Raw genomic sequence first — 23,976 nt, forward strand, 5'->3', positions numbered from 1 at the left:
CTCCGGGCGATCGAACCCCAGCCTATTTCATCGGAGCGGGAAATCCCACATCCGGTCTTTCCCCTAATGCCCCAGCAGGTCGCGGACGAAGGCGTCGAGGTCGCCGCCCTCGAATTTGAAGCCCGGCACGCCGGCGCGGCGCGCCGCCTCCATGTCCGACGGCTGGTCGCCGATCATGAAGCTTCGGGCCGGGTCGATGCGGTGGTCGGCGATGGCGCGCAGGAGCATGCCGGGATTGGGCTTCCGGTCCGGGTGGTCGGGGTGGATGAAGGCCTCGACCCGGCCGTGCGAATGGAAGGGGCAGGCGTAGACGGCGCCGATGATCGCGCCCCGGGCGGCCAGACGGCGCACGATCAGGGTGTTGAAGGCCTTCATCTGGTCTTCGGTGAACAGGCCCCGCGCCACGCCGGACTGGTTGGTGACGATGACGCACAGATAGCCGAGCTGGTTCAGGCGGCGGACGGCTTCGGCCGCGCCGGGGACCAGACGGAGATGTTCTTCCAGATGGGGATAGCCGGTGTCCTCGATCAGGACGCCGTCGCGATCGAGAAACACGGCGGGGACGCCGGTAGTCATGGTCCGGTCGCATACGCCGCCGTACACCCCCGTTGCAACCCGTCACGCGAAGTGACCCTTATGGATTTGGCGTGGCGGCTCCGCGTTTGGTAGGAGGCGCCACCCCGGCGCGGCTTCGGCCAGCGCCGTCCCGCCGCGTTCGCGGCCCGGACCGACCGGAGACCTTCATGACCATTCCCTTCATCGACCTGCAGGCCCAGCGCCTGCGTCTGGCCGGAAAGATCGAGGCGGCCGTCCAGGAGGCCGTCGTCGGCGGGGCCTGGGTGATGGGTCCGCAGGTGCGCCAGTTCGAGGCCGATCTGGCCGCCTTCGGCCAGGCGAAGCACGCCCTCGGCTGCGCCAACGGCACCGACGCCCTGGCCCTGCCGCTGATGGCCTGGGGGATCGGGCGCGGGGACGCCGTCTTCGTGCCCAGCTTCACCTTTGCGGCGACCGCCGAGATCGTGCCGTGGTTTGACGCCGAGCCGGTCTTCATCGACGTGGACGCGACGACCTACAACATGGACCCCGGCCACCTGGAAGCGGCCATCGAGGCGACGATCAGGGAAGGCCGGCTGAAGCCGCGCGTGGTCATCGCCGTCGACCTGTTCGGCCAGCCCGCCGACTATCCGGCCATCAGGGCGATCTGCGACAGGCATGGCCTGAAGCTGATCGCGGATTCGGCCCAGGGCTTCGGCTGCACCCTGAACGGCGAGCATCCGCTGAAGTGGGCCGACATCACCACCACCAGCTTCTTTCCGGCCAAGCCGCTGGGCTGCTACGGCGACGGCGGGGCGGTGCTGACCAATGACGACGATCTGGCCCAGCTGATCGATTCCATCCGCGTGCACGGCAAGGCCGTGGTGCGGGATCTGGAGGGCAAGACCTTCGACCACGATCCCAAATATCTGAACATGCGCATCGGCCTGAACAGCCGTCTGGACACCATCCAGGCCGCCGTCCTGATCGAGAAGCTGAAGGCGTTCGGCGAGGAGATCGAATGGCGCAACCGGATCGCGGCCCGCTACAACGAGGGTCTGCGTCCCCATGTCGCCGCCGTGCCGGACGTGCCGGCCGGCAATGTCTCCAACTGGGCCCAGTACACGATCGAGCACGAGGACCGGGACGGTCTGGCCGCCCATCTGAAAGAACAGGGCGTGCCGACGGCGGTCTATTATCCGATCCCGCTGCACCTGCAGCCGGCCTATGACATGTATCCCCGCGGGCCGCAGGGCCTGCCGGTGACCGAGCGGCTGATGCAGCGGGTGATCAGCCTGCCCATGCACGCCGACCTCGACGAGGCGACGCAGGACAGGATCATCGCGGCGGTCGCCAGCTTCCGTTAGGACAGACCCATGACCCAACACCTTCCCCCTCTCAAGGTCGGCGTCGCCGGCGTCGGCGTCATGGGACGCAACCACGCCCGCGTGCTGTCGGACATCCGCGACTTCGACCTGACCGCCGTCTTCGATCCCGATGCGGCGACCGCTGACGGGATCGCGGCCCTGTATGAGGCCCAGGCCTTCACCACGGCCGCCGATTTCGTCGCCTCGGGTCTGGACGCCGCCGTGGTCGCCACGCCCAACCGGCACCACGCCGAACTGGGCGTCGCCCTGCTGGAGAAGGGCGTCCACGTCCTGGTCGAAAAGCCGATCGCCGCCACCGTCGCCGACGCCCAGCGGATGATCGATGCGGCGAAGGCGAACGACCGGGTGCTGATGGTCGGCCAGGTCGAGCGGTTCAATCCGGCGGTGGACGCGGTCAAGCGCGCCATCGACGGCGACGAGGTCATCTCGATCCAGATCACCCGCGTCGGCCCCTTCCCGCCGCGCATGGGCGAGGTCGGAGTGGTCATCGACCTGGCGGTGCATGACATCGACATCATCCGTCATCTGACGGATTCGGAGATCGTCGAGGTCCAGCCCCAGCTGGCCCGCACCCGCGCCGAGCGCGAGGACACGGCCCTGCTGCAGTTCCGGCTGGCGAACGGAACCATCGCCCACATCACGACCAACTGGGTGACTCCCTACAAGGTGCGCACCCTTCAGGTGGCCACGATGAACAAATTCGTCGTCGCCGACCTGATCACCCGTCAGGTCACGGAGTATTTCGGCCAGCAGCCGGACGGCTCGTACCAGACCCGCGCGGTGAACAGCTGGCCGGCCGAGCCGCTGAAGAAGGAGCTCGAGGCCTTCGCCCACGCCATCCGCACCGGCGAACCGGCGGCGGTGACGGGCGAGGACGGGCTGCGGAACCTGGAAGTGGCGCTGAGGTGTCTGGGCGAATGAAGCTGGTCCCCGCGGTGCTGGAAGACCGGTTCGTCCGGCTGGAGCCGTTCGAGGACCGTCACAAGGAGCCGTTGCGCGCCGCCTGCGACGCCGATCCCGATCTGTGGGCCGCCCTCTATTACAACTCGCTGGGCGGAGAGGAATTCGACGGCGGCTGGGAGGCCATGCGCACGCAGCAGGCGAAGGGATGGCGCATTCCGTTCGCCATCATCCACGACGGCGACTGCGTGGGACTGAGCACCTTCATCACGCCGGACGCGAAGAACGCATCGGTCGAGATCGGCACGACCTACTACCGGCCCGAAGCCCGGGGCGGGGTCGTCAATCCGTCGACGAAGCGGCTGATGCTGGACCACGCCTTCGCCTGCGGCGCGGGCCGGGTCGCCTTCCAGGTCGATGCGATCAACGCCCGCAGCCGCGCCGCCATGCGAAAGCTGGGCGCGGTCGAGGAGGGCGTGATGCGCAACGACAAGATCACCTGGACCGGGCGCGTGCGCAGCTCGGTGATCTTTTCCATTCTTTCCGAGGAGTGGCCGGACGTGCGGGCGCGGCTGGATGAGCGGCTTGCGGCCTTCGGCTAGCCGCCGCCGAGTTCGAAGCAACCGGACCCCTCGTTTCCGTTCAAGGTGCGCAAATCGGGGTTGTATTCAAGCTGGCCCCACCACCTGCATCCCCAGCCATTCCGCGATCAGGGCCGGCTTTTCCGCGCCCTCGATCTCGACCGTGACCTCGTGCTTGAGCAGCCAGCGACCGCCGCCCTTGTCCTCGGCGGAGAGCAGTCTGAACCGCCCACGGACGTTCGAGCCCGCCCGCACCGGCGCGAGGAAGCGCAGTTTGTCGAAGCCGTAGTTGACGCCCATCACCACCCCCTCGAGCGGCGGCACGGCGTCATAGGTCATGGCCGACAGCAGGCTGAGCGTCAGGAAGCCGTGGGCGATGGTTCCGCCGAACGGGGTCCGGGCCGCCGCGACCGGATCGATGTGGATGAACTGACGGTCCTCGGTGACCTCGGCGAAGGCGTCGATGCGGGCCTGGTCGACGGTGATCCAGCGGCTGACGCCGATCTCCTGACCGATCAGGCCGGGCAGGTCGGAGACGGGGGTGGGCGTACCCTTGCGTTCGGTGCGGCTCATTGGGGTTCCTCAGGCGATCTGGATCAGGGGACGGGGGTGAACCGGTCTTCGATGATGGCGGCGAACAGGGCGGGGTCGACATTGCCGCCCGACAGGATGACGGCGGTGGTCCGGTCCCTCGCCTCGACCTTGCCGGACAGGACGGCGGCCAGCGACACGGCGCCGCCGGGCTCGACGACCAGTTTCAGCGTGTGGAAGGCGTAGCGGACGGCCTCGGCCACCTCGGCGTCGGAGACGGTCTCGACCCGGTCGACGCGGCGGTTGATGGGGAAGGTCAGCTCGCCCGGCCGGTCGGTCATCAGGGCGTCGCAGATGGTGCCCTTCGCCGGGGCGTGGGTCAGGCGTTCGCCCGCGGCGATCGACAGCTGCATGTCGTTGTAGTCGCGCGGCTCGACCGCGATCACCGGCGTCTTGGGGGACAGGGCGGCCATGGACAGGTTGATCCCGGCGATCATGCCGCCGCCCGAGGCCCCGCAGACCAGCTGGTCCAGCGGCGCCTCGGCCTGTTCCATGATCTCCAGCCCGATGGTGCCCTGGCCCTCGATGACGAAGGGGTCGTCGAACGGGCGGACCAGGATGGAGCCGCGGGTGCGGGCGATCTCCTCGCCGATGTCCTCGCGGCTTTCGGTATAGCGGTCGTACATCCGCACCTCGCCGCCGAAGCCGATGACGCCGTCGACCTTCACCTTCGGGCTGTCGGCGGGCATGACGATGACGGCGCTGGTCCCCATCATCCGCGCGGCGCAGGCCACGGCCTGGGCGTGGTTGCCCGATGAATACGCCACGACGCCGCGCCTGAGCTCCTCGGGCGTCAGCCGGCTGATGCGGTTCCAGGCGCCGCGGAATTTGAAGGCGCCGGCGCGCTGCAGCGTCTCGGCCTTCATCAGGACGCGGCCGCCGAGGCGTTCGTTCAGCGCCGGGCTTTCGATCAGGGGCGTGCGGACGGCGTGGCCGAGCAGCTGGCGTGCGGCGTCCTGAACGCCGGCGAAGGAGGCGGTGTGCATCATCGAGGTTTAGCGCGAAGCGTGGCTTTGATCACCCCGGTTTGAGGTTTGGGGTGAGCGTTCTAACGTCGCCCCATGAAGTCTCTCATCCTCGCCATCGACCAGGGCACGACCTCGACCCGCGCCATCGCGTTCGAGGCTGCGCCGGAGGGGGGCCTGAGGCCCGTCGCCGTCAGCCAGATCGCGCTGGAGCAGCATTTCCCTCACTCGGGCTGGGTCGAGCATGACGCGGCCGAAATCTGGACGGCGACGCTGCAGACCTGCCGCGAGGTCATCCGCAAGGCCGGCGGCGTGTGGCGGTTCGCGGCCATCGGCATCACCAACCAGCGCGAGACCTCGGTGCTGTGGGATGCGGCGACCGGCGAGCCGCTGCACCGCGCCATCGTCTGGCAGGACCGGCGCACAGCCGCCGCCACCGGCAAACTGGCCGCCGCCGGGCATGAGCCGATGGTGCAGGCGGCGACGGGGCTGATCCTCGATCCCTATTTCTCGGCCTCGAAATTCGCCTGGTTGCTGGATGCGGTCCCGGGCGCGCGGGACCGGGCGGCGAAGGGCGAGGTCAAGGTCGGGACGATCGAGACCTGGCTGATCTGGAAACTGACGGCCGGGACGAGCCACGTCACCGATGCGACGAACGCCAGCCGCACCTCGCTGATGGATCTGGCGACGCGCGAATGGCGAAGCGATCTGGCGGAGCTGTTCCATGTGCCGATGGCGGTCCTGCCGGAAATCCGCAACTGCGCGGACAGGATGGGCGATTGCGAGCCGTCGCTGCTGGGCGCGGTGCTGCCGATCCATGGCGCGGCGGGCGACCAGCAGGCGGCGCTGGTCGGACACGGGGCGCTGAAGGCCGGGGACGCCAAGATCACCTATGGCACCGGGGCGTTTCTGGTCGCCAATGTCGGGGCGTCGCCGGTCGGCTCGACCAGCCGGCTGCTGGGGACGCTCGGCTATGCGGTCGGGGAGGACGCCGCATACGCTCTGGAAGGTTCGATCTTCTCGGCCGGGTCGGCGATCCAGTGGCTGCGCGACGGGCTGAAGGTCATCACGGAGTCGCGCCAGTCCGAGGCGATGGCGCAGGGACTGAAGGACAACGGCGGCGTCTATCTGGTGCCCGGTTTCACGGGACTGGGCGCGCCGTGGTGGGAGCCGGAGGCGCGGGGCACGATCACCGGTCTGACGCGGGACAGCGGCCCGGCCCATATCGTGCGGGCGGGGCTGGAGTCGCTGGCCTACCAGACCCGCGACCTGCTCGACGCCCTGGCGAAGGACGGAGCGCCGCCGCTGAAGGTGCTGAAGGTCGACGGCGGGGTCACCGCCAACGCCTTCGCCATGCAGTTCGTCGCCGACATCTGCGACGTCGTGGTCGAGCGGCCGGCGTTTCAGGAGATGACGGCGCTGGGGGCGGCCAAGCTGGCGGCGCTGGGCGTCGGCCTGATCGGCGATCTGGAGGATCATCCGGTCGATCCGCCCGCGCGCTGGACGCCGCACATGGAGGCGGCCGAGCGCGAGCGGCTGCTGAAGGGCTGGCGCGGGGCGGTGCGGGCCGCCATCATCGCCGCGAACCCGGACGAAGCATGACCCGACCAGACCTTTCCGACGCCCCGTCTTCCGATGCGCCGTCTTCCGACGCCCAGGCGACCTTCTCCGGTACGCGCGAGGTCGACCCCCGCTATGCGCTGGACGAGGCGGCGCTGGACCGCTGGCTGGCGGCGAACGTGGAGGGATACGCCGGACCGCTGACCATACGGCAGTTCAGGGGCGGGCAGTCGAACCCGACCTATGAGCTGGCGACGCCGGGCCGGACCTATGTGCTGCGGCGCAAGCCTCCGGGGACGCTGCTGGCCAGCGCCCATGCGGTGGACCGGGAGTTCACGGTCATCTCGGCCCTTCACAGACACGGATATCCGGTCGCCCGGCCATATGCTCTGTGTACGGATGATGGCGTCATCGGCTCGATGTTCTACGTCATGGACAAGGTCGAGGGGCGGGTGCTGTGGGACCTGAAACTGCCCGGGATGGAGCCTTCGCAGCGGCGCGCCATCTATGACGCCCAGGTGGATACGCTGGCGGCGCTGCACGCCTTCGACCCCGTGGCCATCGGCCTGGGCGACTATGGCCGGCCCGGCAACTATTTCGAACGGCAGGTCGGGCGGTGGACGAAACAGTACCGGGCGTCGGAGATCGATCCGATCCCGGCCATGGACCGGCTGATTGAATTCCTGCCCGCCACCCTGCCGCCGGAAGGGCCGACGCGGATCGTGCATGGCGACTTCCGCCTCGACAATCTGATCCTCGCGCCGGATGCGGCCGAGGTGCGGGCGGTGCTGGACTGGGAGCTGTCGACGCTCGGCGATCCGATGGCGGACTTTTCCTATCTGCTGATCGCCTGGGTGATCCCGGCGACGGCGCGCAACGGGCTGGCCGGGGCCGATATCGAGGCGCTGGGCATTCCGTCGGTCGAGCAGACGGTCGGGCGCTATGTGCAGCTGACCGGGGCTGCGCCGCAGAATCTGGACTGGCTGTTCGCCTACAATCTGTTCCGGCTGGCGGCCATCTGTCAGGGCATCGCCGGGCGGGTGCGCGACGGCACCGCCGCCAGCGAACACGCGCGCACCATGGCGGCGCAGGTTCCCATGCTGGCGGCAGGGGCGTTGAGCTTCGCGAAAAAGGCCGGGGCCTGAAGCCTAGCGCGGCGGCAGGACGGCGCCGTTGAGGATGCGCCGATCGACCTTGCGTTGAACGAGGATGGCGACGGCTTGATGGGGTTCGCGCGTCGCCGGCAGGGCGTAGAGGCGCGGCTGGCCGGTCCAGTCGCCGAGGGTCCGGACCGAACGCACGACATTGGTGTGGCGCACGCTGCGGCCGCGGTTGTCGCCGCCTTCGATCTCCACCGTCTGCGGGCCGGGCGTATAGGTCACGGCCACGACCTCCGCCCCGCCGTCCGGAGCCGGGCCGGAGCCCACTCCGACCTGATCGCCGGTGTCCCGGAATTCGATCTCGGGCGGGAAGATGCGGCGCGCCGCCTCCTCGTCGATGGCGGATTGCAGCGCCGCGCCGCCGACGCCCACGACCTGACGGCGGCCGTCGATCACGACCTGGGGCGTCGAGACGGCGCGCAGGCGCAGGGAACGACGGTAGGCGCGCTGACGCTGGGCGAACTCGGGCCGGGCGAAGGTGTCCTGCCAGCCCAGATAGTCCCAGTAGTCGACGGCGTAGGTCAGGGCGATGACGCCGGGCTCGTCGGCCACGGCCTCGACGCGGGCGTTGGCCTCGGGGCAGCCGGCGCAGCCCTGGGCCGTGAACAGTTCGACGACGACGGGCTCGGGCCGCGGCGCATCGCGGTGGACGACGCGCCTCGTCGCCGGCTGGGCTCCCGCTCCCGCCGCCAGCAGTGCGGCCGCCAAAGCCGCCGCAGGGATGATCCAGCCCCTCGTCATGGCGGCGAGGTTAATCACGGCGGGCGAAAACGCGCCGCTCATTTTCGCGTGAAGGCCGAATGGCCGGGACCCTCAGACGCGCCCCCTAGACCCGGATGTCGAGCAGGGCGCCCGGACGGGTGGGGCGTTCCTCGAAGGCGGCCGGGGTCGGTTGCGGCGCTGCCGTGGCCAAGCTCGGCCCGGCGGCGGGGCCTTCGGCCTTTTCCAGCGCGGCCTTGAAGAAGTCCGAGCGCGAGGCGCGCACCGGTGACTGTCCGGCGGGATGGGTCGGGAACAGGGTCGAGGGCAGGTCGGGACGAATCGAACTCATGCCGACAGGGTTAATCAAATCCGTCGGAAATGGGTTAACGCGGACCTATCGGCGGGATGTCGCCGTGGGCAGGGGGCGAGGCGGGGCCTGGATGGCGGCGACCATCCGCTCGATCTCGGCGTCGTCGACGAGCGGGCCGGACGACTTGGCCACGACCTGGCCCATGGCGTTGACGGCGAAGGTCTCGGGCGCGCCGGTGATGCCCAGATCCAGCCCGGCCCGGCCGTCGCGGTCGACCAGGACCATGGAATAGGGATCGCCGAGTTCGTCGAGGAAGGCGCGGGTGTCGGCCGGCTCGTCCTTCCAGGCCACGCCGACGACGGCGACGCCGCGCGCCTTCAGCGCCATCAGCTTCGGATGCTCGACCCGGCAGGGCAGGCACCAGCTGGCGAAGACGTTGATCAGCATCGGCTTGCCGACGCCGGCGGTCTTGAGATCGACATGGCCGGGGCCGGGGATGACGCCGTTCAGGATCGGCAGCACGGTCTCGGGGACCGACTGGCCGACGAGGGCGTCCGGCTTGACGGCCGGATCGCGCTTCAGCGACCAGCCGATGAACAGGGCGGCCAGGGCGGCGAGGATCACCAGCGGAATAACGGAAAGCCAGCGGCTCATTTCTGGGGCGCTGTCCGAGCGCGCGCCTCGGGCGCGTCCTTGTCGAGCTGTTTCAGTTCGGCGTTCCAGCGACGCGACGCGACGACGGCGCGAACGGCCAGCCCGGCGAGGACGGCGGCGCTGATCCCCCAGGCGGGCCAGACGAAGGCGGCGTAGGCGCCCATGTCGAGGTCGATCATCTTCAGGCCTCCCCTTCTCAGACGTCCATGGCGCGGCGGGCGCGCAGGGTCAGCACCCGGCGCCGGACGATCTCGGTACGGATCGAGGTGATCCAGATGGCGAGGAAGAGGACGCCCCAGGCCGCCATCATGGTCAGCAGGGGGGTCAGGAAGACGGCCGGCATGGACGGGCCGTCCGCTCTCAGCAACGACGCGGGCTGGTGCAGGGTGTTCCACCAGTCGACCGAGAATTTCACGATCGGCAGATTGACCAGACCGACCAGCCCCAGCACGGCGGCGGCGCGGGCGGCCTTCGCCTCGTCGTCGATCGAGGCGCGCAGGGCCATGTAGCCGACGTAGAACAGGAACAGGATCAGCACCGACATCAGCCGCGCGTCGCCCCAGGCCCACCAGGCGCCCCACATCGGCCTGCCCCACAGGCTGCCGGTGACCAGGGCCAGCAGGGTGTAGGCCGCGCCGGGCAGGGCCGCCGCGCGCGCCGCGGCGTCGGCCAAAGGATGGCGGAACACCAGGGCGAAGAAGCTTGAGACGCCGAGGGCCGCATAGATCATCAGCCCGACCGAGGCGGCGGGAACGTGCACGAACATGATCCGCGCCGTGTCGCCCTGCTGGTAATCCTCGGGCGCGGCGAAGGCGAGCCAGGTCCCGACCAGCAGCAGCACGGCGGCCGCCGCCCACAGAACCGGCGTGAGAGGGCGGGTGAAGCGCAGGAAGCGGTCGGGATTGGCGAGGCCGAACATGTCGCGCCGATTACGCGTCGGCCGCGCGTGCGGCAAGCGGCGCGGGGTCGCGGGCTGCATTACCAAGCCTTAAGTGGCGCGGACGAAAGCCTGGCCGTAGAGGCGTATCACCGTTCATCCACGCACAGTCTCCCCGATGTCACGCAACCTCGCCGCCGCCTCCGCTGCCGTTTTCGCACTCGCCGCCTTCGCCGATCCCGTCCTGGCCCAGGACGCCGCGGCCGGCCCCACGCCGGCCCCGGAAAACTGGGGCGTGGCCCTGGCGCGGGACGCCCGGGCCTTCCACGACGCCATTCTTGACAGCCACCCCGGCCCGGTCGACGTCGAGAACCCCGGTTTCAACGCCCGCCTGGAGGCCGGTCTGGCGACGGCGTTGGACCGGGCGCGGACGGCGGACAGCCATGAGGCGTGGTATTTCGCCCTTCAGGCCTACGCCGCCTCGTTCGACGACGGCCATCTGGGACTGTCGGACTGGGCCGGCATGGGGCATGTCTGGACCGCGGGCTGGCCCGGCTTCCTGACCGGCCTGCGCTCCGGGCCGGACGGAGAGCGCCACGAGGTGGTGTTCAGCCGCGATCCCGCGGCTCCGCCGGAAGGGGCTGTCCTGATCGGCTGCGACGGCCGGCCCGCCGAGGCGCTGGCCGGGGAGATCATCGGCCAGGGCGCCGGCCGCTGGTCCCTGGCGTCGCGCCGCGCGATCTTCGCCTCCACCCTGTTCGTGGATCAGCACAATCCGTGGGTGCGGCGCGCCGAACACTGCGAGTTCCAGGTCGGAGCGGACGTGCGCGGCTACGTCCTGACGTGGCGCGACTTGCCGAACGCCGTCCGCGACGAGGGTTTCGCGGCCGCGCGCAGCCCCCGCTTCAGGTCGCCGATCGAATTGCGGACGTGGAGCGGCGGCCAGTGGATCGGCCTGGGCGGTTTCAACGGCGATCCGGCCAGCGCCGACGGCATCGCCCTGACCACTCTTCAGGCCGCGGTCGAGGCCCGGGCGGACGAGATTCGCGACGCGTCGGCCGTGGTATTCGATCTGCGCGGCAACGGCGGCGGGTCCTCGGCCTGGATCAATGCCCTGGCCCGGACGCTTTGGGGCGAGGCCGAGGTCAGGGCCCGGGCGCCCCGGTCTCTCGCCGTGGACTGGCGCGCCTCGGAAAAGAACATCGCCATGATCGAGGAGTACCGGGTGCTGATGGGCTCGAACCCCGAGGTCCTGGCCTGGCTGACCGCGGCCGGCGACGGCATGCGCGCCGCGCGCGCCGAAGGCCGGCCGTTGTGGCGTGAGCCCGAGGAAGAGGACGCGCCGCCCGCCCCGCCCGCCGGACCGACCCCGATGAAGGCGCGGACCTGGGTCCTGACCGACGCCGGCTGCGCCTCGGCCTGCCTCGACGCCGTCGATCTGCTCAAGGCCCTGGGCGCGACCCATGTTGGACAGGAGACCTCGGCGGACACGGTCTACATGGAGGTGCGCGAGGAGCCTCTGCCTGATGGTCGCGTCACCGCCCGGATTCCGGTGAAGGTCTATCGCGGCCGCCCGCGCGGCGACAACGAGACCCTCGTTCCGGTCCACAGGTGGACTGGCGATCTTTCAGACAGCGTGGGGATCGAAGCCTGGCTCGCGGAGCTGGACGAGGCGGCCGCAAGCCGTTAGGCCGGATTCATGACCGACGACGTGACAAAAGACAGCAACGGCAACATCCTGGCCGATGGCGACAGCGTGACCCTGATCAAGGATCTGAAGGTCAAGGGCTCGGGCGGGGTGACGCTGAAGCGCGGCACGCTGGTGAAGAACATCCGGCTGACCGGCGACACCGACGAGATCGAGGCCAATGTCGAAAAGGTGCGCGGCCTCGTGCTGCGGACAGAGTTCGTCAAGAAGGCCTGAGCGGGGGCTAGCCCTGCGCATTGCGGATCGCCGCCGCCGCCGCGAAGGGCGTGACCACCGCGGCGAACAGCACATAGGCGAAAAGGAAGGCGAGGGCCGGGGCGGGCGACAGACCGTTCGCCGCCCGCTCCAGCGCGCCCGCGCCGAACACCACCGGCGGGATGAACAGCGGCAGGACCACGACCGCGATCAGCAGGCCGCCGCGGCGGGCGCCGAGGGCGAGGGCCGCGCCGAGGGCGCCGGTCAGGGCGAAGCCGAGGGCGCCGATCAGGGCCGACAGGCCGACCAGCGGCGCCAGGGCGGGCGGCAGGCCGAGCGTGACGGCGGCGACGGGGGCTGTCAGGGCCAGGGGCGCGCCGACGGCCAGCCACTGGGCCTTGGCCTTGGTCAGGACGACCAGTTCCAGCGGGACGGGGCCGAGCGCGATCAGGTCGAGGGCGCCGTCCTCGAGGTCGCGTTCGAACAGCCGCTCCAGCGACAGGATCGACGACAGGGCCAGGGCCAGCCAGGCGATCCCGCCCGCGACCGGCTTCAAGCTCGCCGGATCGCCGCCCGCCGCCAGCGGGACCAGGACCGTCAGGCACAGGAAGAAGCCGCAGGCCAACAGGGGGCCGCCGCCGCCGGCCCAGGCGAGGGCGACCTCGCGCCGCCACAGGACCATCAGGGCCCTCATCGACCCGCCCCTATGTCGAGCGAGCGGGCGGGCAACGGCAACGGATCGTGGACGGCGGCGATCAGACCGCCGCCCTTGTCCAGATGGGCCTGCATCAAAAGGCCGATCGCGGCGCGCCAGCGGGCGTCCAGCGGGGCGAAGGGCTCGTCCAGCAGCCAGATCGGGCGCGGCGAGGCGATCAGCCGGGCGAAGGCGAGGCGGCGGCGTTGGCCGGCCGACAGTTTGCGCACCTCCAGATCCAGCAGGGGCTCCAGCGCCAGCACGTCGACAGCGGCGGCGATCCCGTCGGCGGTCGCGCCCGACCACCGGGCCTGAAACGTCAGCTCGTCGCGGGCGCGGCGGCCGGTCTTCAGCCCGTCCAGATGGCCCAGCCAGTGGATGTGACTGGCGCGCGCCTCGGCCGGCTCGACCTCGGCGAAGGCGATGGCCCCGGCGTCGGGGCGGATGAAACCGGCCAGGGTCCGCAGCAGGCTGGTCTTGCCCGCGCCATTGGCGCCGGTCAGGGCCAGGGCCTCGCCGGAGGCGAGCGACAGGGACAGGTCGCGGAACAGGATGCGTTCGCCGCGGGAGACGGTCAGGGAGGAGGTCGTCAGCATCGGTGACCTCTCCAGTTGCGAATCTCTCTCAATACCCTTGCGGACGACGCGGGTACATGGACTGAGCCCGGAACCCTCGTTATATCCGGCCTCGCCGCAGCAGGCGATCGTCGCGCGCGACGGGGACCTGTGCGCCCCGCCGCAAGCCGCGCGTTCGTGCAACCGGATTGTCGGGCGGCGTTGACCAGAGGAAGCCTCTCCATGCCGTCGAACGACAGCCTCAAGACCCGTCAGGACCTTTCCGTCGGGCGCAAGAAATACGCCTATTACAGCCTTCCGGCCGCCGAGGAAGCCGGTCTGGCCGGGATTTCCCGTCTGCCGCGCTCGATGAAGGTGCTGCTGGAGAACCTGCTGCGCAACGAGGACGGGGTTTCGGTCACCGAGGCCGACCTGCGCGCCGTCGCCGCCTGGATCGAGAACAAGGGCTCGGTCGAGCACGAGATCGCCTTCCGCCCGGCCCGCGTCCTGATGCAGGACTTCACCGGCGTGCCCGCCGTGGTCGACCTGGCCGCCATGCGCGACGCCATGTCGGCGCTGGGCGCCGATCCGACGAAGATCAATCCGCTGAACCCCGTCGATCTGGTCATCGACCACTCGGTCATGGTCGACCATTTCGGCACGCCGGGCGCCTTCAATCAGAACGTCGAGCGCGAATACGAGCGCAACATAGAACGATACAAGTTCCTGCGCTGGGGCTCGTCGGCCTTCAATAATTTCCGCGTCGTGCCTCCCGGCACGGGCATCTGCCACCAGGTGAACCTGGAGAACCTGGCCCAGACCGTCTGGACGCTGGAAGAGGGCAAGAAGACCGTCGCCTATCCCGACACCGTGGTGGGCACCGACAGCCACACGACCATGATCAACGGTCTGGCCGTTCTGGGCTGGGGCGTCGGCGGCATCGAGGCCGAGGCGGCCATGCTGGGCCAGCCGATCCCGATGCTGATCCCCGAAGTGATCGGCTTCAAACTGACCGGCGCCATGTCCGAGGGCACGACGGCCACCGATCTGGTGCTGACCGTCACCCAGATGCTGCGCAAGAAGGGCGTGGTCGGCAAATTCGTGGAATTCTTCGGACCCGGCGTGACCAGCCTGACGATCGAGGACCAGGCCACCATCGCCAACATGGCCCCGGAATACGGCGCCACCTGCGGCTTCTTCCCGGTGTCGCGCGCGACCATCGACTATCTGACCGCCACGGGCCGCGACAAGGCGCGCGTCGCGCTGGTCGAAGCGTACGCCAAGGCCCAGGGCCTGTGGATCGACGAGACCTCGGAAGACCCTGTCTTCACCGACGTGCTGGAACTGGACATGGGCACGGTCGTGCCGTCGCTGGCCGGCCCCAAGCGTCCGCAGGACAAGGTCGAGCTGACCGTCGCCGCCCCGGCCTTCGAGACCGCCCTGGGCGAGGTCTTCAACCGCCCGGTCGACGCCCCGCGCGTTCCGGTCGAGGGTGAAAAGTTCGACCTCGGCGATGGCGATGTGGTCATCGCCGCCATCACCAGCTGCACCAACACCTCCAACCCGTCGGTCCTGATCGCCGCCGGCCTGGTGGCGCGCAAGGCCCACAAGCTGGGCATGAAGGTCAAGCCGTGGGTCAAGACCTCGCTGGCCCCCGGTTCGCAGGTGGTCACCGACTATCTGACCACCGCCGGCCTGCAGGCCGATCTGGACGCGCTGGGCTTCAACCTGGTCGGCTACGGCTGCACCACCTGCATCGGCAACTCGGGCCCGCTGGCCGAGACCATCTCGAAGGCGATCAACGACAACGGCCTGGTCGCGACCTCGGTGCTGTCGGGCAACCGCAATTTCGAGGGCCGCGTGAACCCCGACGTCCAGGCCAACTACCTGGCCTCCCCGCCGCTGGTCGTGGCCTACGCCCTGGCCGGTTCGATGCGGATCGACATCTCCAGGGATCCGATCGGCAAGGACAAGAAGGGCAAGGACGTCTTCCTGAAGGACATCTGGCCGACCTCGAAGGAGATCGCCGACATCCAGAAGAAGTCGGTCACCCCGGCCATGTTCGCCAAACGCTATGGCGACGTCTTCAAGGGCGACCAGCACTGGCAGAACATCCAGGTCGAGGGCGGCCAGACCTACGCCTGGGACGAGGCCTCGACCTATGTGGCCAACCCGCCCTATTTCGAAGGCCTGTCGATGGAGCCGGCGCCGGTCGCCGACATCGTCGAGGCCCGCGTTCTGGCCATCTTCGGCGACTCGATCACCACCGACCACATCAGCCCGGCCGGTTCGATCAAGAAGACCTCGCCCGCCGGCGTCTATCTGTCGAACCGCGGCGTCGATGCGCTGGACTTCAACAGCTACGGCGCCCGCCGCGGCCACCACGAAGTCATGATGCGCGGCACCTTCGCCAACATCCGCATCCGCAACAAGATCACCCCTGACATCGAGGGCGGCGTCACGCGCCACTTCCCGTCTCAGGACACGATGTCGATCTACGACGCTGCGATGAGGTACCAGTCCGAGGGCCGGCCGCTGGTCGTGTTCGCGGGCAAGGAATACGGCACGGGCTCGTCGCGCGACTGGGCGGCCAAGGGCACCCGCCTGCTGGGCGTGCGCGCGGTCATCGCCGAGAGCTACGAGCGCATCCACCGCTCCAACCTGGTCGGGATGGGCGTGGTCCCGCTGCAGTTCAAGGCCGAGGGCTGGCTGCGTCTGGGCCTGACCGGCGAGGAGATCGTCACCATCCGCGGCCTGTCGGACGCCAACGTCGGCCGCCTGCGTCCGCGTCAGGACCTGTGGGTCGAGCTGTTCCGCCCGTCGGATGGCAAGATGGCCCGCTTCCCGGTCCGCTGCCGCATCGATAACCAGACCGAGCTGGATTATTTCAAGGCCGGCGGGGTCATGCCCTATGTGCTGCGCAACCTGGCGCGCGGTTCGGCGGAGTAGGCTCAGGCAACAAGGCTCCGCGAGCCGGGTGACGGCAAAAAAAGACGAGGGCCGGCGGAGCGATCCGCCGGCCCTTTTTCCTGCGCGGCCCCTCGCGATTGCTCAGGGTTTCCTCATGACGCCCCGAATGGCGTCGGCCAGACTGGCGGCGGTCCGTTGCTGGACGAAGGAGCGAAGACATGAGCCGATCAGGCGAGAAGAGTTGGGCGTTTCGGGCGGGGATCGCCCTGGCGGCCGTCACGTCGTTTCTGACCGTATGGACCACCATCGTCCGCGATGACGGCTCCGGCGCGGGCTATTTCATGCTGATCCTGGCAGCGGGCGTCGGAGGGTTCGCAACGATGCTCCAGCCCGCGGGCATGGCGCGGACGATGGCGGGGGTGGCCGTCATGCAGGCTGCGCTCGGCCTCCTGACCGCCACCGCGCCCTCAACGGCGAGTCTGCCGGGCGGACCCATGAGGGTTCTGGTTTTCAGCGGTGTATTTTCGTTGCTCTGGCTGGCCTCGGGGGCGCTTTTCCTTGTCGCTGACAGGGCAGGCCGGAGCCGGACGCCCTCCAGCCTGTAGGCGGCGCCCCTTAGCCCCGCGTGGCGTTGTGCGGGCCGCGGTCGCGGGGATTGCGGCCGAAGGCCTGGTCGCAGATGGCGCGGCCGAACTCTTCCGAGACCATCATCTGACGGTCGCCGAGCAGGCCGCCGACCCGGCCCTGAGCGCTGGTCGCCACGGAGACGGGGAAGCGGCCGACGACGCGGTCGCCGTGGGACGGATCGACGAACTCGACCGTGCCCGAAAGGGTGTGGACGCCGTCGCCGTTCAGCAGGACGCCGAGCCGGTCGGCGCGATGAAGTTGGTCGATGTGGATGCGGACGTTGATGGGCGCCGTCCCCCACATGCAGCGTTGCAGCTCCTTGTGGACCTCGTCGGAGAAGGTTTCGGAGAAGTCGTCCTCCGCGTTCAGCCAGTCGCTGGACATGCTGATGCTGCCGACCTGTGCGGTTTCCTGCAGGCCGATCGGCAGGGCGACGGGCGGGCCGCCCTGGACGACCGGCGCGCAGGCGGCGGTGGTCAGCAGGATGGCGGCGGCGAGGACGGCGGCGGACTTCATTTGAGGCTCCCGATTGGCCCCCAAGCTTTAGCGTAGCAGTGGGTGAACGCCGGATGAACCGCGTTCGCCGGGAGATTACATCGGCGTAAGGCGGGTGCTAGCGGCCGAACACCTCGACGCCGATCTCGCCGTCCTTGGTCAGCCAGGCGCGCTTCATGCCCTGACTGTTGAAGGGGTGGGCGATATTGCCGTCCCGGTCCAGGGCGATCAGGCCCCCGTCGCCCCCCATGGCTCCGATCTCGTCGATGACGGCGCGGCCGGCCTCGGCGAGGGTCTGGCCCGCCCCGACGCGCCAGCTGACCTGGGCGCAGGCGGCGACGCGGATGAAATATTCGCCCTGTCCCGTACCCGAGACGGCGACGCGGCCGTCGGCCCAGCTGCCGGCGCCGGGGATGGGGGTGTCGCCGACGCGGCCCGGCATCTTGCCGAAGACGCCGGCGGTCGATGTGGCGGCCGCCAGCCGCCCCTGATCGTCCAGCACGCAGCAGCCGACGGTGCCGTGGCTGAGCGTCCCGGGCGGATGATTGTCCTCGCCCTGGCCGGCCCGGGTGAACCAGGCCTCCTCGTCGGTGATCATGTCCAGGCCCTGGTCGAGGGCGAACAGGGCCGCGCCCTCGCCGGCCAGCATGACGTGGGGGGTGCGGTCCATGACGGCGCGGGCGGCGACGACGGGGTTGCGGAAGCCCTGCAGGGCGGCGACGGCGCCGGCCTTGCGCGTCGCGCCGTCCATCAGGCTGGCGTCCAGCTCATACGCCCCGGCCAGATTGGGCGAGGCGCCGCGGCCCGCGACATAGAGGCCCGAGTCTTCCAGCAGCACCGTCGCCTCGACCGCCACGTCCAGCGCCGAGGTGCCCGCGTCCAGCCGCGTCTTCATGGCCTCGACCACCTCGCGCATGTGGGCGATCTCGCGGTCGTACTCGCGCTCGCGCCGCGCGCCCGCGCCGCCGTGAAGGATGAGGGCCGTCATATCGGGGTCGTCTCCTGATCGCCTCTTTCAAACGGGCGTGGCGCTGATTAGCCTCAAGCCGACGCGCGCGCCACCGGGGCGGGACGCCCTCACGAAAGATCTCCCCATGCGCGCTGTCCTGTCCAAGGCTCCCGGCGGCCCCGAAACCCTGGTGGTCGAGGAGGTCATGGACCCCCGGCCGATGAAGGGCGAGGTGGTGATCGACGTGCGGGCCATCGGGGTCAACTTCCCCGACACCCTGATCATCGAGGACAAATACCAGTTCAAGCCGACCCGCCCCTTCTCGCCCGGCGGCGAGGTGGCCGGGGTGGTCGAGGCGATCGGCGAGGGCGTGACCAACGTCCGCAAGGGCGACCGCGTCATCGCCGTGCCCGGCTGGGGCGGCATGGTCGAGCGGCTGGCGGTTCCCGCCGCCTCGGTGATGAAGATCCCCGACGCCATGGATTTCAACACGGCCGCAGCTCTGGTGATGACCTACGGCACGTCGTACTACGCCCTCAAGGACCGGGCGCAGCTGAAGGCGGGCGAGAGCCTGCTGGTGCTGGGCGCCGCGGGCGGGGTCGGCGTCGCGGCGGTGGAGCTGGGCAAGGCCATGGGGGCGCACGTCATCGCCGCCGCCTCGACCAACGACAAGGTCCAGTTCGCCCTCGAGGCGGGGGCCGACAACGGCCTGATCTATCCGTCGGGCAAGATGGACAAGGCGGCCCAGAAGGAACTGTCTGGCGAGTTGAAGCTGGCCTCGGGCCGCGACGGGCCGGACGTGGTCTATGACGCCGTCGGCGGCGACTATTGCGAGCCGGCGATCCGGTCGATGGACTGGAACGGCCGCTATCTGGTGGTCGGCTTTCCGGCCGGCATTCCCTCGCTGCCGCTGAACCTGACCCTGTTGAAGTCTGTGTCGGTGATCGGGGTGTTCTGGGGCGCGGCGGTGATGCGCGACCCGGCCGCCCACGCCGCCAACATGGCCGATCTGCTGCGCCTCTGGGAGGACGGCAAGATTCGTCCGCGCGTCAGCCGGACCTTCCCGCTGGAACGCGCCAACGAGGCCATCAAGGCGCTGGGCGACCGGTCGGTGATGGGCAAGGTCGTGGTGACGGTGGAGAACTAGTCCTCGCGCAGGCGCTCCAGCGCGGCCTGGGCCTGGTCCTTGTGCCGGCGTTTGATATTGGCGCCGAGGGTGGCGATCAGGGCCGCGATGACCGCCGCGTCGTCGGTGAAGCCGATGCCGGCGAAGATGTCGGGAATGGCGTCGAACGGCAGGACGAAATAGGCCAGCGCCCCGACCATGATTCCCTTTGCCGCGGTCGGCGTCTCCGGGTCGCGGGCGGCGAACCAGACCGACAGGGCCTGCCCGGCGAAGGGGATGCGCGAGGCCGTGCGCCGGATCTTGGGCCAGAACCCCTTCTGCACCCGCACCTCGTTGACCCGCTGGATCGACGGCACGAGGGCGCGGGACGGGTCCAGCGCGTCTTCCGGGCTCATCGGCCCGGGCGCGTGATTGGCTTTGGCGGACATGGCGGCTAAACCCCGCGGCGATCTCAAGGTTCACACAACATAGGGGCTGCGGCCATGAAACTCGACAGTTCGATTGCGGCGGTGGTGACGGGCGGCGCTTCGGGCCTTGGCGAGGGCACGGCGCGGGCCATCGCGGCCACGGGCGCCCGCGTCGCCCTGTTCGACATGAACGCCGAGCGGGGCGAGGCGATCGCGAAGGAGATCGGCGGCGTCTTCTGCCACGTCGACGTCACGGACGACGCCTCGGTCGCCGCCGGCTTCGAAAAAGCCCGCGCCGCCCATGGGCAGGAGCGGCTGACCGTCAACTGCGCCGGCATCGCCACGGGCCAGAAGACCGTGTCGCGCAAGAAGGACACCGGCGAGATCCGCGCCCACGACATGGCCCAGTTCGAACGCACCGTGCGGGTCAATCTGTTCGGCACCTTCCGCGTCCTGTCGCAGTCGGCGGCCGGCATGGTCACGCTGGAGCCCATGGCCGACGGCGAGCGGGGTCTGATCGTCAACACGGCCTCGGTGGCGGCGCAGGACGGCCAGATCGGCCAGGCGGCCTATTCGGCGTCCAAGGGCGGCGTCTACGCCATGACCCTGCCGGTCGCGCGCGATCTCGCCCAGGAAGGCGTCCGCTGCAACACCATCCTGCCCGGCATCATGTGGACGCCGATGATGGCCGGAATGGACCAGAAGATTCAGGACGCCCTCGCCGCCGCCATCCCCTTCCCCAGCCGTCTGGGCACGCCCGCGGACTACGCCTCCCTGGTGCTGGAACTGGCGCGGAACGTCTACATCAACGGCGAATGCATCCGGCTGGACGGGGCTATCAGGCTGGCGCCGCGCTGACGCGCGGGTGCGCTTCGCGCAGGCGCTACCGCTCGCGACGCGGTCGCTCGCTGCTTGAGCGCCGAATTCTGGGTTGGGGGACTTGCGAGGGACCAGAGCGCTCGGTATACGCCCGCCTCCGACTGAAGTGCGGGCGTAGCTCAGTGGTAGAGCACAACCTTGCCAAGGTTGGGGTCGAGAGTTCGAATCTCTTCGCCCGCTCCAGTCGATTTGAAGAGGCCCGGTCCCTGATCGGGCCTTTTTCAATTGCGCCCCGGGCGGCGTGAGTTTGCCAAGGTTGGGGTCGAGAGTTCGAATCTCTTCGCCCGCTCCAGTCGATTTGAAGAGGCCCGGTCCTGGATCGGGCCTTTTCAATTTCGCCGCGCGTTCGCTGGTAACCATTCACATTCTCCGGATCGGGAGCGTCTCCGGACAAAACACATTCCGGATTCCGGAACATATTGATGCGTGGCGGTTTCCGGCCGCATGACCTCCCCGCAGATGACCGCCGAAGAGATGGAACTGGACCGCGAGTGGCGCGCAAGGTTCGGCCAGCCGCTGCCGATGCTGGGCTGCGCGGACATCGTCCGGCGAATCCTGCTGGCGCCCGATAACGCGGCGGCTGCGGCCGCGCCGGCCTGAGGGGCGCGACCGACCGGTATCGCCACCTTCGGCCTGATCGACCGGCGCTGCGGCCGAACGCCGACCAACCGAGAGGGCCGACACGGGATCCCGGCACTGGACCGCGGGCCCGCGTCCGGCTAGGTCGCCTCAGGGGCGAAAGCGGGCCGGTCTGGTTCGCCGTTTGCAAGGTATCTCCCGAACGGGCGCGCGAGGCGCCAGAACGGGACAGTCGGGTCGCATGTTTCTCGAAGGCCAGGTCAACTGGATGTGGGTTTGGGCCGCCGCCGCCGCGGCCGGCTGGGCCATAGCGCTGGTGGCGCTGTGGTTCGCGGTGCGCAAGGGCGCCCAGCACGGCAGCGCCACCGACCAGCTCGATCTGATACAGCGCGTCGCCGAGGATTCGCAGAAGCGGCTGTTCGAGACGCTGAACGCCATTCCGGTGGCCCTTGTCGAAACCGACAAACAGGGCAAATTCGTCTTCGCCAACCGCGCCGCCCACCAGCTGCTGGGACGCAAGGACGCCGAGCTGATCGGCCTGCGTTTCCACTCGGCGACCTGGGGCATCACCTTCCCGGACGGCCGTCCCGTGCCGCCCGACCTGCTGCCCAGCGCCCGCGCGCTGCGCGGCCAGACGGTCCGGGGATTCCAGCATCTGCTGGCCAACCCCGCCGCGCGCCGCAAGATGCTGGTCTCGGTCACGGCCATGCCGATCGAGAACGAGCTGGGCCAGATCACCGGCTCGACCGCCGCCATCGTCGAGAGCGAAAGCCTGCAGACGCCCGAGGTCGTCCCGCCCGAGCCTGCCGCCGTTTCGCACGACGGCCTGACCCGCCGCGTGTTCGACGCGGCCTCGAGCGCCCTGGTCGTCATCGATAGGGACGGGCAGGTGCGCGAGGCCAACCACACCGCCCTGCTGCTGCTGGGCCGCGATGACGCCGCCGGCGACTTCGCCGACCAGTTCCTGGCCGAGGACGAGCGGGTCGAGGGCCGGCAGACGCTGCGCGCCGCCCTGTCGGCGCCGGCGGGCGAGGCCGATCCCATCGTGTCCCGGACCGGCGGCGCCGACGGCGTGCGCTGGTCGATCCTGCCCCTGACCAACGCCGGGGGCGTGGTCGACGCCCTGCTGCTGGCCGGTGAACGCGGCGGCGCGGCGGCGCGAGCCGAAGACACCAATTCGCCGGTGGTGGAAATCGCCCCGGCCGCCGAACCCTCGCCCGAGGCCGACGCCTTGCGCGCCGAGGCCGCCGCCGCCCGTCAGCAGGCCGAAGAGGCCCTGGCCGCCGCCGCCGCCGCCCGCGAGGAGGCCCAGGCCGCCCGCGCCGCCGCCTTGAAGGCCGAACAGGACGCCGAGGCCCAGCTTCAGGGCGGACGCCGAATGGAGAACGTCGGCCGCCTGACCGGCGGGCTGGCGCATGATTTCAACGCCCTGCTGGGCGTCATGACGGGGGCGCTGGACATGATGCTGCGCCAGGCCGACGACCCCGTGCGCGTGCGCCGCATCGGCCAGGCGGCCCTGTCCGCCGGCCAGAAGGGCGAACTGTTGACCCGGCGCCTGACCGCCTTCTCGCAGGGCGACGACGAGCCGGTGCTGCGCGTGATGGACGCCGGCGTGCTGCTGCGCGGCATGGAGGGCCGGCTGCGCGCCATGGCCGGGCCGGGCGTGGACCTGATGATCGAAGGGCCCTCGGTCGAGGCCCCGGTGCGGCTGGACCCCGTCGCCTTCGAGGGCGCGATCCGCGGCCTGACGCGCAACGCCGTCGACGCCGTCGATGGTCAGGGCTCGGTCGCCGTGCGGCTGGAGGTCCTGCTGGAGGGCGGGGTGCGTCTGAGCGTCCGCGACAGCGGGCCGGGCATGGACCGCGATCTGGCCGCCCGGGCGGTCGAACCCTTCTTCACCACCCGCGAGGGCGCGGCGGGCCTTGGCCTGTCGCAGGCCTATGCCTTCTCGCGCCAGTCGGGCGGCGTGCTGTCGATCGACAGCGCTCCCGGCGAAGGCGCCGAGGTCTCGATCACCCTGCCAGCCGCGGCCTGACGCCCCGTCTCTTTGCCTGTCCCGACAGACCGTTATAAGGTTAACGGGAGTTGGGAGGCTCGAAATGAAGATCTTGCGTCTGATCGTTATGCTGGCGGTCCTCGGCTATGCCGGATGGCTGGCCTGGCCCTTCATCTCTCCGCTGGTCGAGGGTTCCGCCGCCGCGGCGCGCGCGGGACAGGCGCTGCCGGCCGGAGAAGCGTTCGGCTTTCTGCCGGTCTGGGCCCTGTGGGTCGGCGCGATCGGCCTGTATCTCATCGCCGCCCTGATGCTTGGGGCCGGCAACACCCGCGCCGCCATCGCCTACTTCCTCGGCTTCGCCGCCGATGTGGTCCTGCGTCTGGCCATCAACGGACAGGGCGAGATTTCCGCCCGCTCCACCGGACCCACGACCATGGCTGCGCCCGAGGCGGTGCAGGGCCTGCCAATCGAGCCGGTGTGGATGGTGCTGGGCGCCCTGTTCGTGCTGGGCGTGCTGGTGATCGTCGCCAGCCGCCGCATCCGGCGCAAGCGGACGGCGGGCCAGCTCAACTTCTGAGACTGTCGACGGGGCGTCGCCGCGCCTATATGCGGCGCTGCGGTTGACGCTCCCGGGC

27 protein-coding genes and 1 tRNA gene are annotated in these 23,976 nt (G+C 69.8%); 15 read left to right on the plus strand and 13 right to left on the minus strand.

Features of this window, described 5'->3' with window-relative positions; genetic code table 11:
* Positions 1 to 63: 63 nt before the first annotated feature.
* Positions 64 to 576, minus strand: coding sequence for a D-glycero-alpha-D-manno-heptose-1,7-bisphosphate 7-phosphatase (locus tag BrevBR_RS08575; protein WP_332639305.1), 513 nt, complete (start codon positions 574 to 576; stop codon positions 64 to 66).
* A 167-nt stretch (positions 577 to 743) separates the two neighbouring features.
* Here BrevBR_RS08575 and BrevBR_RS08580 point away from each other — a divergent pair, with 167 nt between their 5' ends.
* From BrevBR_RS08580 to BrevBR_RS08590, 3 genes are read left to right on the plus strand one after another with little or no spacing between them, the layout of a single operon-like run.
* Positions 744 to 1,901: a DegT/DnrJ/EryC1/StrS family aminotransferase gene (locus BrevBR_RS08580; RefSeq protein ID WP_340000633.1), complete on the plus strand. Its 1,158-nt coding sequence runs from the start codon at positions 744 to 746 to the stop codon at positions 1,899 to 1,901.
* A gap of 9 nt (positions 1,902 to 1,910) precedes the next feature.
* Positions 1,911 to 2,843 carry a Gfo/Idh/MocA family protein gene (locus tag BrevBR_RS08585; protein ID WP_340000634.1) on the plus strand — a complete coding sequence of 311 codons (933 nt, stop codon included), beginning with the start codon at positions 1,911 to 1,913 and terminating at the stop codon, positions 2,841 to 2,843.
* Positions 2,840 to 3,424 carry a GNAT family N-acetyltransferase gene (locus BrevBR_RS08590; RefSeq protein ID WP_340000635.1) on the plus strand — a complete coding sequence of 195 codons (585 nt, stop codon included), beginning with the start codon at positions 2,840 to 2,842 and terminating at the stop codon, positions 3,422 to 3,424. The genes BrevBR_RS08585 and BrevBR_RS08590 overlap by 4 nt, the downstream gene beginning before the upstream one ends.
* Before the next feature lie 66 nt (positions 3,425 to 3,490).
* Here the strand turns inward: BrevBR_RS08590 and BrevBR_RS08595 are convergent, their stop codons facing one another.
* Entirely contained in the window at positions 3,491 to 3,976 is a 486-nt protein-coding gene (locus tag BrevBR_RS08595) for a MaoC family dehydratase (RefSeq protein WP_340000636.1), read from the minus strand.
* A gap of 23 nt (positions 3,977 to 3,999) precedes the next feature.
* Positions 4,000 to 4,980 carry a threonine ammonia-lyase gene (locus BrevBR_RS08600; protein ID WP_340000637.1) on the minus strand — a complete coding sequence of 327 codons (981 nt, stop codon included), beginning with the start codon at positions 4,978 to 4,980 and terminating at the stop codon, positions 4,000 to 4,002.
* Positions 4,981 to 5,055: 75 nt separating this feature from the next.
* Between BrevBR_RS08600 and glpK the strand changes: the two genes are divergently transcribed.
* The gene (gene glpK / locus BrevBR_RS08605) at positions 5,056 to 6,561 is read left to right on the plus strand and encodes a glycerol kinase GlpK (RefSeq protein WP_340000638.1); all 1,506 of its coding nucleotides are present in this window, start codon (positions 5,056 to 5,058) and stop codon (positions 6,559 to 6,561) included.
* Positions 6,558 to 7,664, plus strand: a complete 1,107-nt coding sequence (locus BrevBR_RS08610; RefSeq protein WP_340000639.1) for a phosphotransferase — start codon at positions 6,558 to 6,560, stop codon at positions 7,662 to 7,664. Before glpK ends, BrevBR_RS08610 begins: the two co-directional genes overlap by 4 nt.
* A 3-nt stretch (positions 7,665 to 7,667) precedes the next feature.
* On the opposite strand, the gene BrevBR_RS08615 is transcribed toward BrevBR_RS08610, so the two are convergent.
* From BrevBR_RS08615 to ccmC, 5 genes are read right to left on the minus strand one after another with little or no spacing between them, the layout of a single operon-like run.
* The gene (locus BrevBR_RS08615; protein ID WP_340000640.1) at positions 7,668 to 8,462 is read right to left on the minus strand and encodes a DUF1223 domain-containing protein; all 795 of its coding nucleotides are present in this window, start codon (positions 8,460 to 8,462) and stop codon (positions 7,668 to 7,670) included.
* Between the two features lie 43 nt (positions 8,463 to 8,505).
* On the minus strand, positions 8,506 to 8,730 hold the full coding sequence (locus BrevBR_RS08620; protein WP_340000641.1) for a hypothetical protein: 225 nt from the start codon (positions 8,728 to 8,730) through the stop codon (positions 8,506 to 8,508).
* Between the two features lie 45 nt (positions 8,731 to 8,775).
* Positions 8,776 to 9,345 carry a DsbE family thiol:disulfide interchange protein gene (locus BrevBR_RS08625; protein ID WP_340000642.1) on the minus strand — a complete coding sequence of 190 codons (570 nt, stop codon included), beginning with the start codon at positions 9,343 to 9,345 and terminating at the stop codon, positions 8,776 to 8,778.
* Complete coding sequence (gene ccmD, locus BrevBR_RS08630) at positions 9,342 to 9,524, minus strand: heme exporter protein CcmD (RefSeq protein ID WP_340000644.1); 183 nt, start codon at positions 9,522 to 9,524, stop codon at positions 9,342 to 9,344. Before ccmD ends, BrevBR_RS08625 begins: the two co-directional genes overlap by 4 nt.
* Positions 9,525 to 9,541: 17 nt before the next feature.
* The gene (ccmC, locus tag BrevBR_RS08635; RefSeq protein WP_332639316.1) at positions 9,542 to 10,264 is read right to left on the minus strand and encodes a heme ABC transporter permease CcmC; all 723 of its coding nucleotides are present in this window, start codon (positions 10,262 to 10,264) and stop codon (positions 9,542 to 9,544) included.
* Between the two features lie 136 nt (positions 10,265 to 10,400).
* Between ccmC and BrevBR_RS08640 the strand changes: the two genes are divergently transcribed.
* Together BrevBR_RS08640 and BrevBR_RS08645 are read left to right on the plus strand one after the other, a co-directional pair.
* Complete coding sequence (locus tag BrevBR_RS08640) at positions 10,401 to 11,912, plus strand: peptidase S41 (RefSeq protein WP_340000646.1); 1,512 nt, start codon at positions 10,401 to 10,403, stop codon at positions 11,910 to 11,912.
* A gap of 9 nt (positions 11,913 to 11,921) precedes the next feature.
* On the plus strand, positions 11,922 to 12,146 hold the full coding sequence (locus BrevBR_RS08645) for an alkylphosphonate utilization protein (RefSeq protein WP_055754537.1): 225 nt from the start codon (positions 11,922 to 11,924) through the stop codon (positions 12,144 to 12,146).
* 7 nt (positions 12,147 to 12,153) lie between these two features.
* On the opposite strand, the gene ccmB is transcribed toward BrevBR_RS08645, so the two are convergent.
* Both ccmB and ccmA read right to left on the minus strand, forming a co-directional pair.
* Positions 12,154 to 12,819, minus strand: a complete 666-nt coding sequence (ccmB, locus tag BrevBR_RS08650; RefSeq protein WP_340000648.1) for a heme exporter protein CcmB — start codon at positions 12,817 to 12,819, stop codon at positions 12,154 to 12,156.
* Complete coding sequence (gene ccmA / locus BrevBR_RS08655) at positions 12,816 to 13,415, minus strand: heme ABC exporter ATP-binding protein CcmA (protein ID WP_340000649.1); 600 nt, start codon at positions 13,413 to 13,415, stop codon at positions 12,816 to 12,818. The genes ccmB and ccmA overlap by 4 nt, the downstream gene beginning before the upstream one ends.
* A gap of 201 nt (positions 13,416 to 13,616) precedes the next feature.
* Between ccmA and acnA the strand changes: the two genes are divergently transcribed.
* Both acnA and BrevBR_RS08665 read left to right on the plus strand, forming a co-directional pair.
* Entirely contained in the window at positions 13,617 to 16,322 is a 2,706-nt protein-coding gene (gene acnA / locus BrevBR_RS08660; RefSeq protein ID WP_340000650.1) for an aconitate hydratase AcnA, read from the plus strand.
* Between the two features lie 179 nt (positions 16,323 to 16,501).
* Positions 16,502 to 16,888, plus strand: a complete 387-nt coding sequence (locus BrevBR_RS08665) for a hypothetical protein (RefSeq protein WP_340000651.1) — start codon at positions 16,502 to 16,504, stop codon at positions 16,886 to 16,888.
* Between the two features lie 10 nt (positions 16,889 to 16,898).
* Here the strand turns inward: BrevBR_RS08665 and BrevBR_RS08670 are convergent, their stop codons facing one another.
* Complete coding sequence (locus tag BrevBR_RS08670; RefSeq protein WP_340000652.1) at positions 16,899 to 17,426, minus strand: hypothetical protein; 528 nt, start codon at positions 17,424 to 17,426, stop codon at positions 16,899 to 16,901.
* Between the two features lie 97 nt (positions 17,427 to 17,523).
* Positions 17,524 to 18,393: an isoaspartyl peptidase/L-asparaginase family protein gene (locus tag BrevBR_RS08675; protein ID WP_340000653.1), complete on the minus strand. Its 870-nt coding sequence runs from the start codon at positions 18,391 to 18,393 to the stop codon at positions 17,524 to 17,526.
* A 106-nt stretch (positions 18,394 to 18,499) separates the two neighbouring features.
* Here BrevBR_RS08675 and BrevBR_RS08680 point away from each other — a divergent pair, with 106 nt between their 5' ends.
* Positions 18,500 to 19,501: an NADPH:quinone oxidoreductase family protein gene (locus BrevBR_RS08680; protein WP_340000654.1), complete on the plus strand. Its 1,002-nt coding sequence runs from the start codon at positions 18,500 to 18,502 to the stop codon at positions 19,499 to 19,501.
* Here BrevBR_RS08680 and BrevBR_RS08685 read toward each other — a convergent pair.
* Positions 19,498 to 19,908, minus strand: coding sequence for a YkvA family protein (locus BrevBR_RS08685; RefSeq protein ID WP_332639285.1), 411 nt, complete (start codon positions 19,906 to 19,908; stop codon positions 19,498 to 19,500). The genes BrevBR_RS08680 and BrevBR_RS08685 overlap by 4 nt on opposite strands.
* A 54-nt stretch (positions 19,909 to 19,962) precedes the next feature.
* On the opposite strand from BrevBR_RS08685, the gene BrevBR_RS08690 reads away from it, so the two are divergent.
* The 5 genes from BrevBR_RS08690 (at position 19,963) to BrevBR_RS08710 (ending at position 23,918) form a co-directional block, all read left to right on the plus strand.
* A complete protein-coding gene (locus BrevBR_RS08690) occupies positions 19,963 to 20,745 on the plus strand; it encodes an SDR family NAD(P)-dependent oxidoreductase (protein ID WP_332639284.1) in 783 nt (260 codons plus the stop codon).
* Between the two features lie 129 nt (positions 20,746 to 20,874).
* Positions 20,875 to 20,949: transfer RNA gene (locus BrevBR_RS08695), tRNA-Gly, on the plus strand.
* A 261-nt stretch (positions 20,950 to 21,210) separates the two neighbouring features.
* The gene (locus tag BrevBR_RS08700; protein ID WP_332639283.1) at positions 21,211 to 21,366 is read left to right on the plus strand and encodes a hypothetical protein; all 156 of its coding nucleotides are present in this window, start codon (positions 21,211 to 21,213) and stop codon (positions 21,364 to 21,366) included.
* A gap of 220 nt (positions 21,367 to 21,586) precedes the next feature.
* The gene (locus tag BrevBR_RS08705) at positions 21,587 to 23,380 is read left to right on the plus strand and encodes a PAS domain-containing sensor histidine kinase (protein ID WP_332639282.1); all 1,794 of its coding nucleotides are present in this window, start codon (positions 21,587 to 21,589) and stop codon (positions 23,378 to 23,380) included.
* Positions 23,381 to 23,444: 64 nt separating this feature from the next.
* The gene (locus BrevBR_RS08710) at positions 23,445 to 23,918 is read left to right on the plus strand and encodes a hypothetical protein (RefSeq protein WP_332639281.1); all 474 of its coding nucleotides are present in this window, start codon (positions 23,445 to 23,447) and stop codon (positions 23,916 to 23,918) included.
* Positions 23,919 to 23,976: the final 58 nt, after the last annotated feature.

This window comes from Brevundimonas sp. BR2-1 (assembly GCF_037626195.1).
Classification (GTDB): domain Bacteria; phylum Pseudomonadota; class Alphaproteobacteria; order Caulobacterales; family Caulobacteraceae; genus Brevundimonas.

Excerpts from the sequence above, each read along its gene's own strand:
- BrevBR_RS08615 (WP_340000640.1), bottom strand. The coding sequence starts at position 8,462 with ATGAGCGGCGCGTTTTCGCCCGCCGTGATTAACCTCGCCGCCATGACG.
- ccmC (WP_332639316.1), bottom strand. The coding sequence starts at position 10,264 with ATGTTCGGCCTCGCCAATCCCGACCGCTTCCTGCGCTTCACCCGCCCT.
- glpK (WP_340000638.1), top strand. The coding sequence starts at position 5,056 with ATGAAGTCTCTCATCCTCGCCATCGACCAGGGCACGACCTCGACCCGC.
- BrevBR_RS08685 (WP_332639285.1), bottom strand. The coding sequence starts at position 19,908 with ATGTCCGCCAAAGCCAATCACGCGCCCGGGCCGATGAGCCCGGAAGAC.
- BrevBR_RS08580 (WP_340000633.1), top strand. The coding sequence starts at position 744 with ATGACCATTCCCTTCATCGACCTGCAGGCCCAGCGCCTGCGTCTGGCC.
- BrevBR_RS08710 (WP_332639281.1), top strand. The coding sequence starts at position 23,445 with ATGAAGATCTTGCGTCTGATCGTTATGCTGGCGGTCCTCGGCTATGCC.
- BrevBR_RS08670 (WP_340000652.1), bottom strand. The coding sequence starts at position 17,426 with ATGAAGTCCGCCGCCGTCCTCGCCGCCGCCATCCTGCTGACCACCGCC.
- acnA (WP_340000650.1), top strand. The coding sequence starts at position 13,617 with ATGCCGTCGAACGACAGCCTCAAGACCCGTCAGGACCTTTCCGTCGGG.
- BrevBR_RS08620 (WP_340000641.1), bottom strand. The coding sequence starts at position 8,730 with ATGAGTTCGATTCGTCCCGACCTGCCCTCGACCCTGTTCCCGACCCAT.
- BrevBR_RS08575 (WP_332639305.1), bottom strand. The coding sequence starts at position 576 with ATGACTACCGGCGTCCCCGCCGTGTTTCTCGATCGCGACGGCGTCCTG.
- BrevBR_RS08595 (WP_340000636.1), bottom strand. The coding sequence starts at position 3,976 with ATGAGCCGCACCGAACGCAAGGGTACGCCCACCCCCGTCTCCGACCTG.
- BrevBR_RS08665 (WP_340000651.1), top strand. The coding sequence starts at position 16,502 with ATGAGCCGATCAGGCGAGAAGAGTTGGGCGTTTCGGGCGGGGATCGCC.
- ccmB (WP_340000648.1), bottom strand. The coding sequence starts at position 12,819 with ATGAGGGCCCTGATGGTCCTGTGGCGGCGCGAGGTCGCCCTCGCCTGG.
- ccmD (WP_340000644.1), bottom strand. The coding sequence starts at position 9,524 with ATGATCGACCTCGACATGGGCGCCTACGCCGCCTTCGTCTGGCCCGCC.
- BrevBR_RS08640 (WP_340000646.1), top strand. The coding sequence starts at position 10,401 with ATGTCACGCAACCTCGCCGCCGCCTCCGCTGCCGTTTTCGCACTCGCC.
- BrevBR_RS08585 (WP_340000634.1), top strand. The coding sequence starts at position 1,911 with ATGACCCAACACCTTCCCCCTCTCAAGGTCGGCGTCGCCGGCGTCGGC.
- BrevBR_RS08690 (WP_332639284.1), top strand. The coding sequence starts at position 19,963 with ATGAAACTCGACAGTTCGATTGCGGCGGTGGTGACGGGCGGCGCTTCG.
- BrevBR_RS08625 (WP_340000642.1), bottom strand. The coding sequence starts at position 9,345 with ATGAGCCGCTGGCTTTCCGTTATTCCGCTGGTGATCCTCGCCGCCCTG.
- BrevBR_RS08610 (WP_340000639.1), top strand. The coding sequence starts at position 6,558 with ATGACCCGACCAGACCTTTCCGACGCCCCGTCTTCCGATGCGCCGTCT.
- BrevBR_RS08600 (WP_340000637.1), bottom strand. The coding sequence starts at position 4,980 with ATGCACACCGCCTCCTTCGCCGGCGTTCAGGACGCCGCACGCCAGCTG.
- BrevBR_RS08590 (WP_340000635.1), top strand. The coding sequence starts at position 2,840 with ATGAAGCTGGTCCCCGCGGTGCTGGAAGACCGGTTCGTCCGGCTGGAG.
- BrevBR_RS08700 (WP_332639283.1), top strand. The coding sequence starts at position 21,211 with ATGACCTCCCCGCAGATGACCGCCGAAGAGATGGAACTGGACCGCGAG.
- BrevBR_RS08645 (WP_055754537.1), top strand. The coding sequence starts at position 11,922 with ATGACCGACGACGTGACAAAAGACAGCAACGGCAACATCCTGGCCGAT.
- BrevBR_RS08705 (WP_332639282.1), top strand. The coding sequence starts at position 21,587 with ATGTTTCTCGAAGGCCAGGTCAACTGGATGTGGGTTTGGGCCGCCGCC.
- BrevBR_RS08680 (WP_340000654.1), top strand. The coding sequence starts at position 18,500 with ATGCGCGCTGTCCTGTCCAAGGCTCCCGGCGGCCCCGAAACCCTGGTG.
- ccmA (WP_340000649.1), bottom strand. The coding sequence starts at position 13,415 with ATGCTGACGACCTCCTCCCTGACCGTCTCCCGCGGCGAACGCATCCTG.
- BrevBR_RS08675 (WP_340000653.1), bottom strand. The coding sequence starts at position 18,393 with ATGACGGCCCTCATCCTTCACGGCGGCGCGGGCGCGCGGCGCGAGCGC.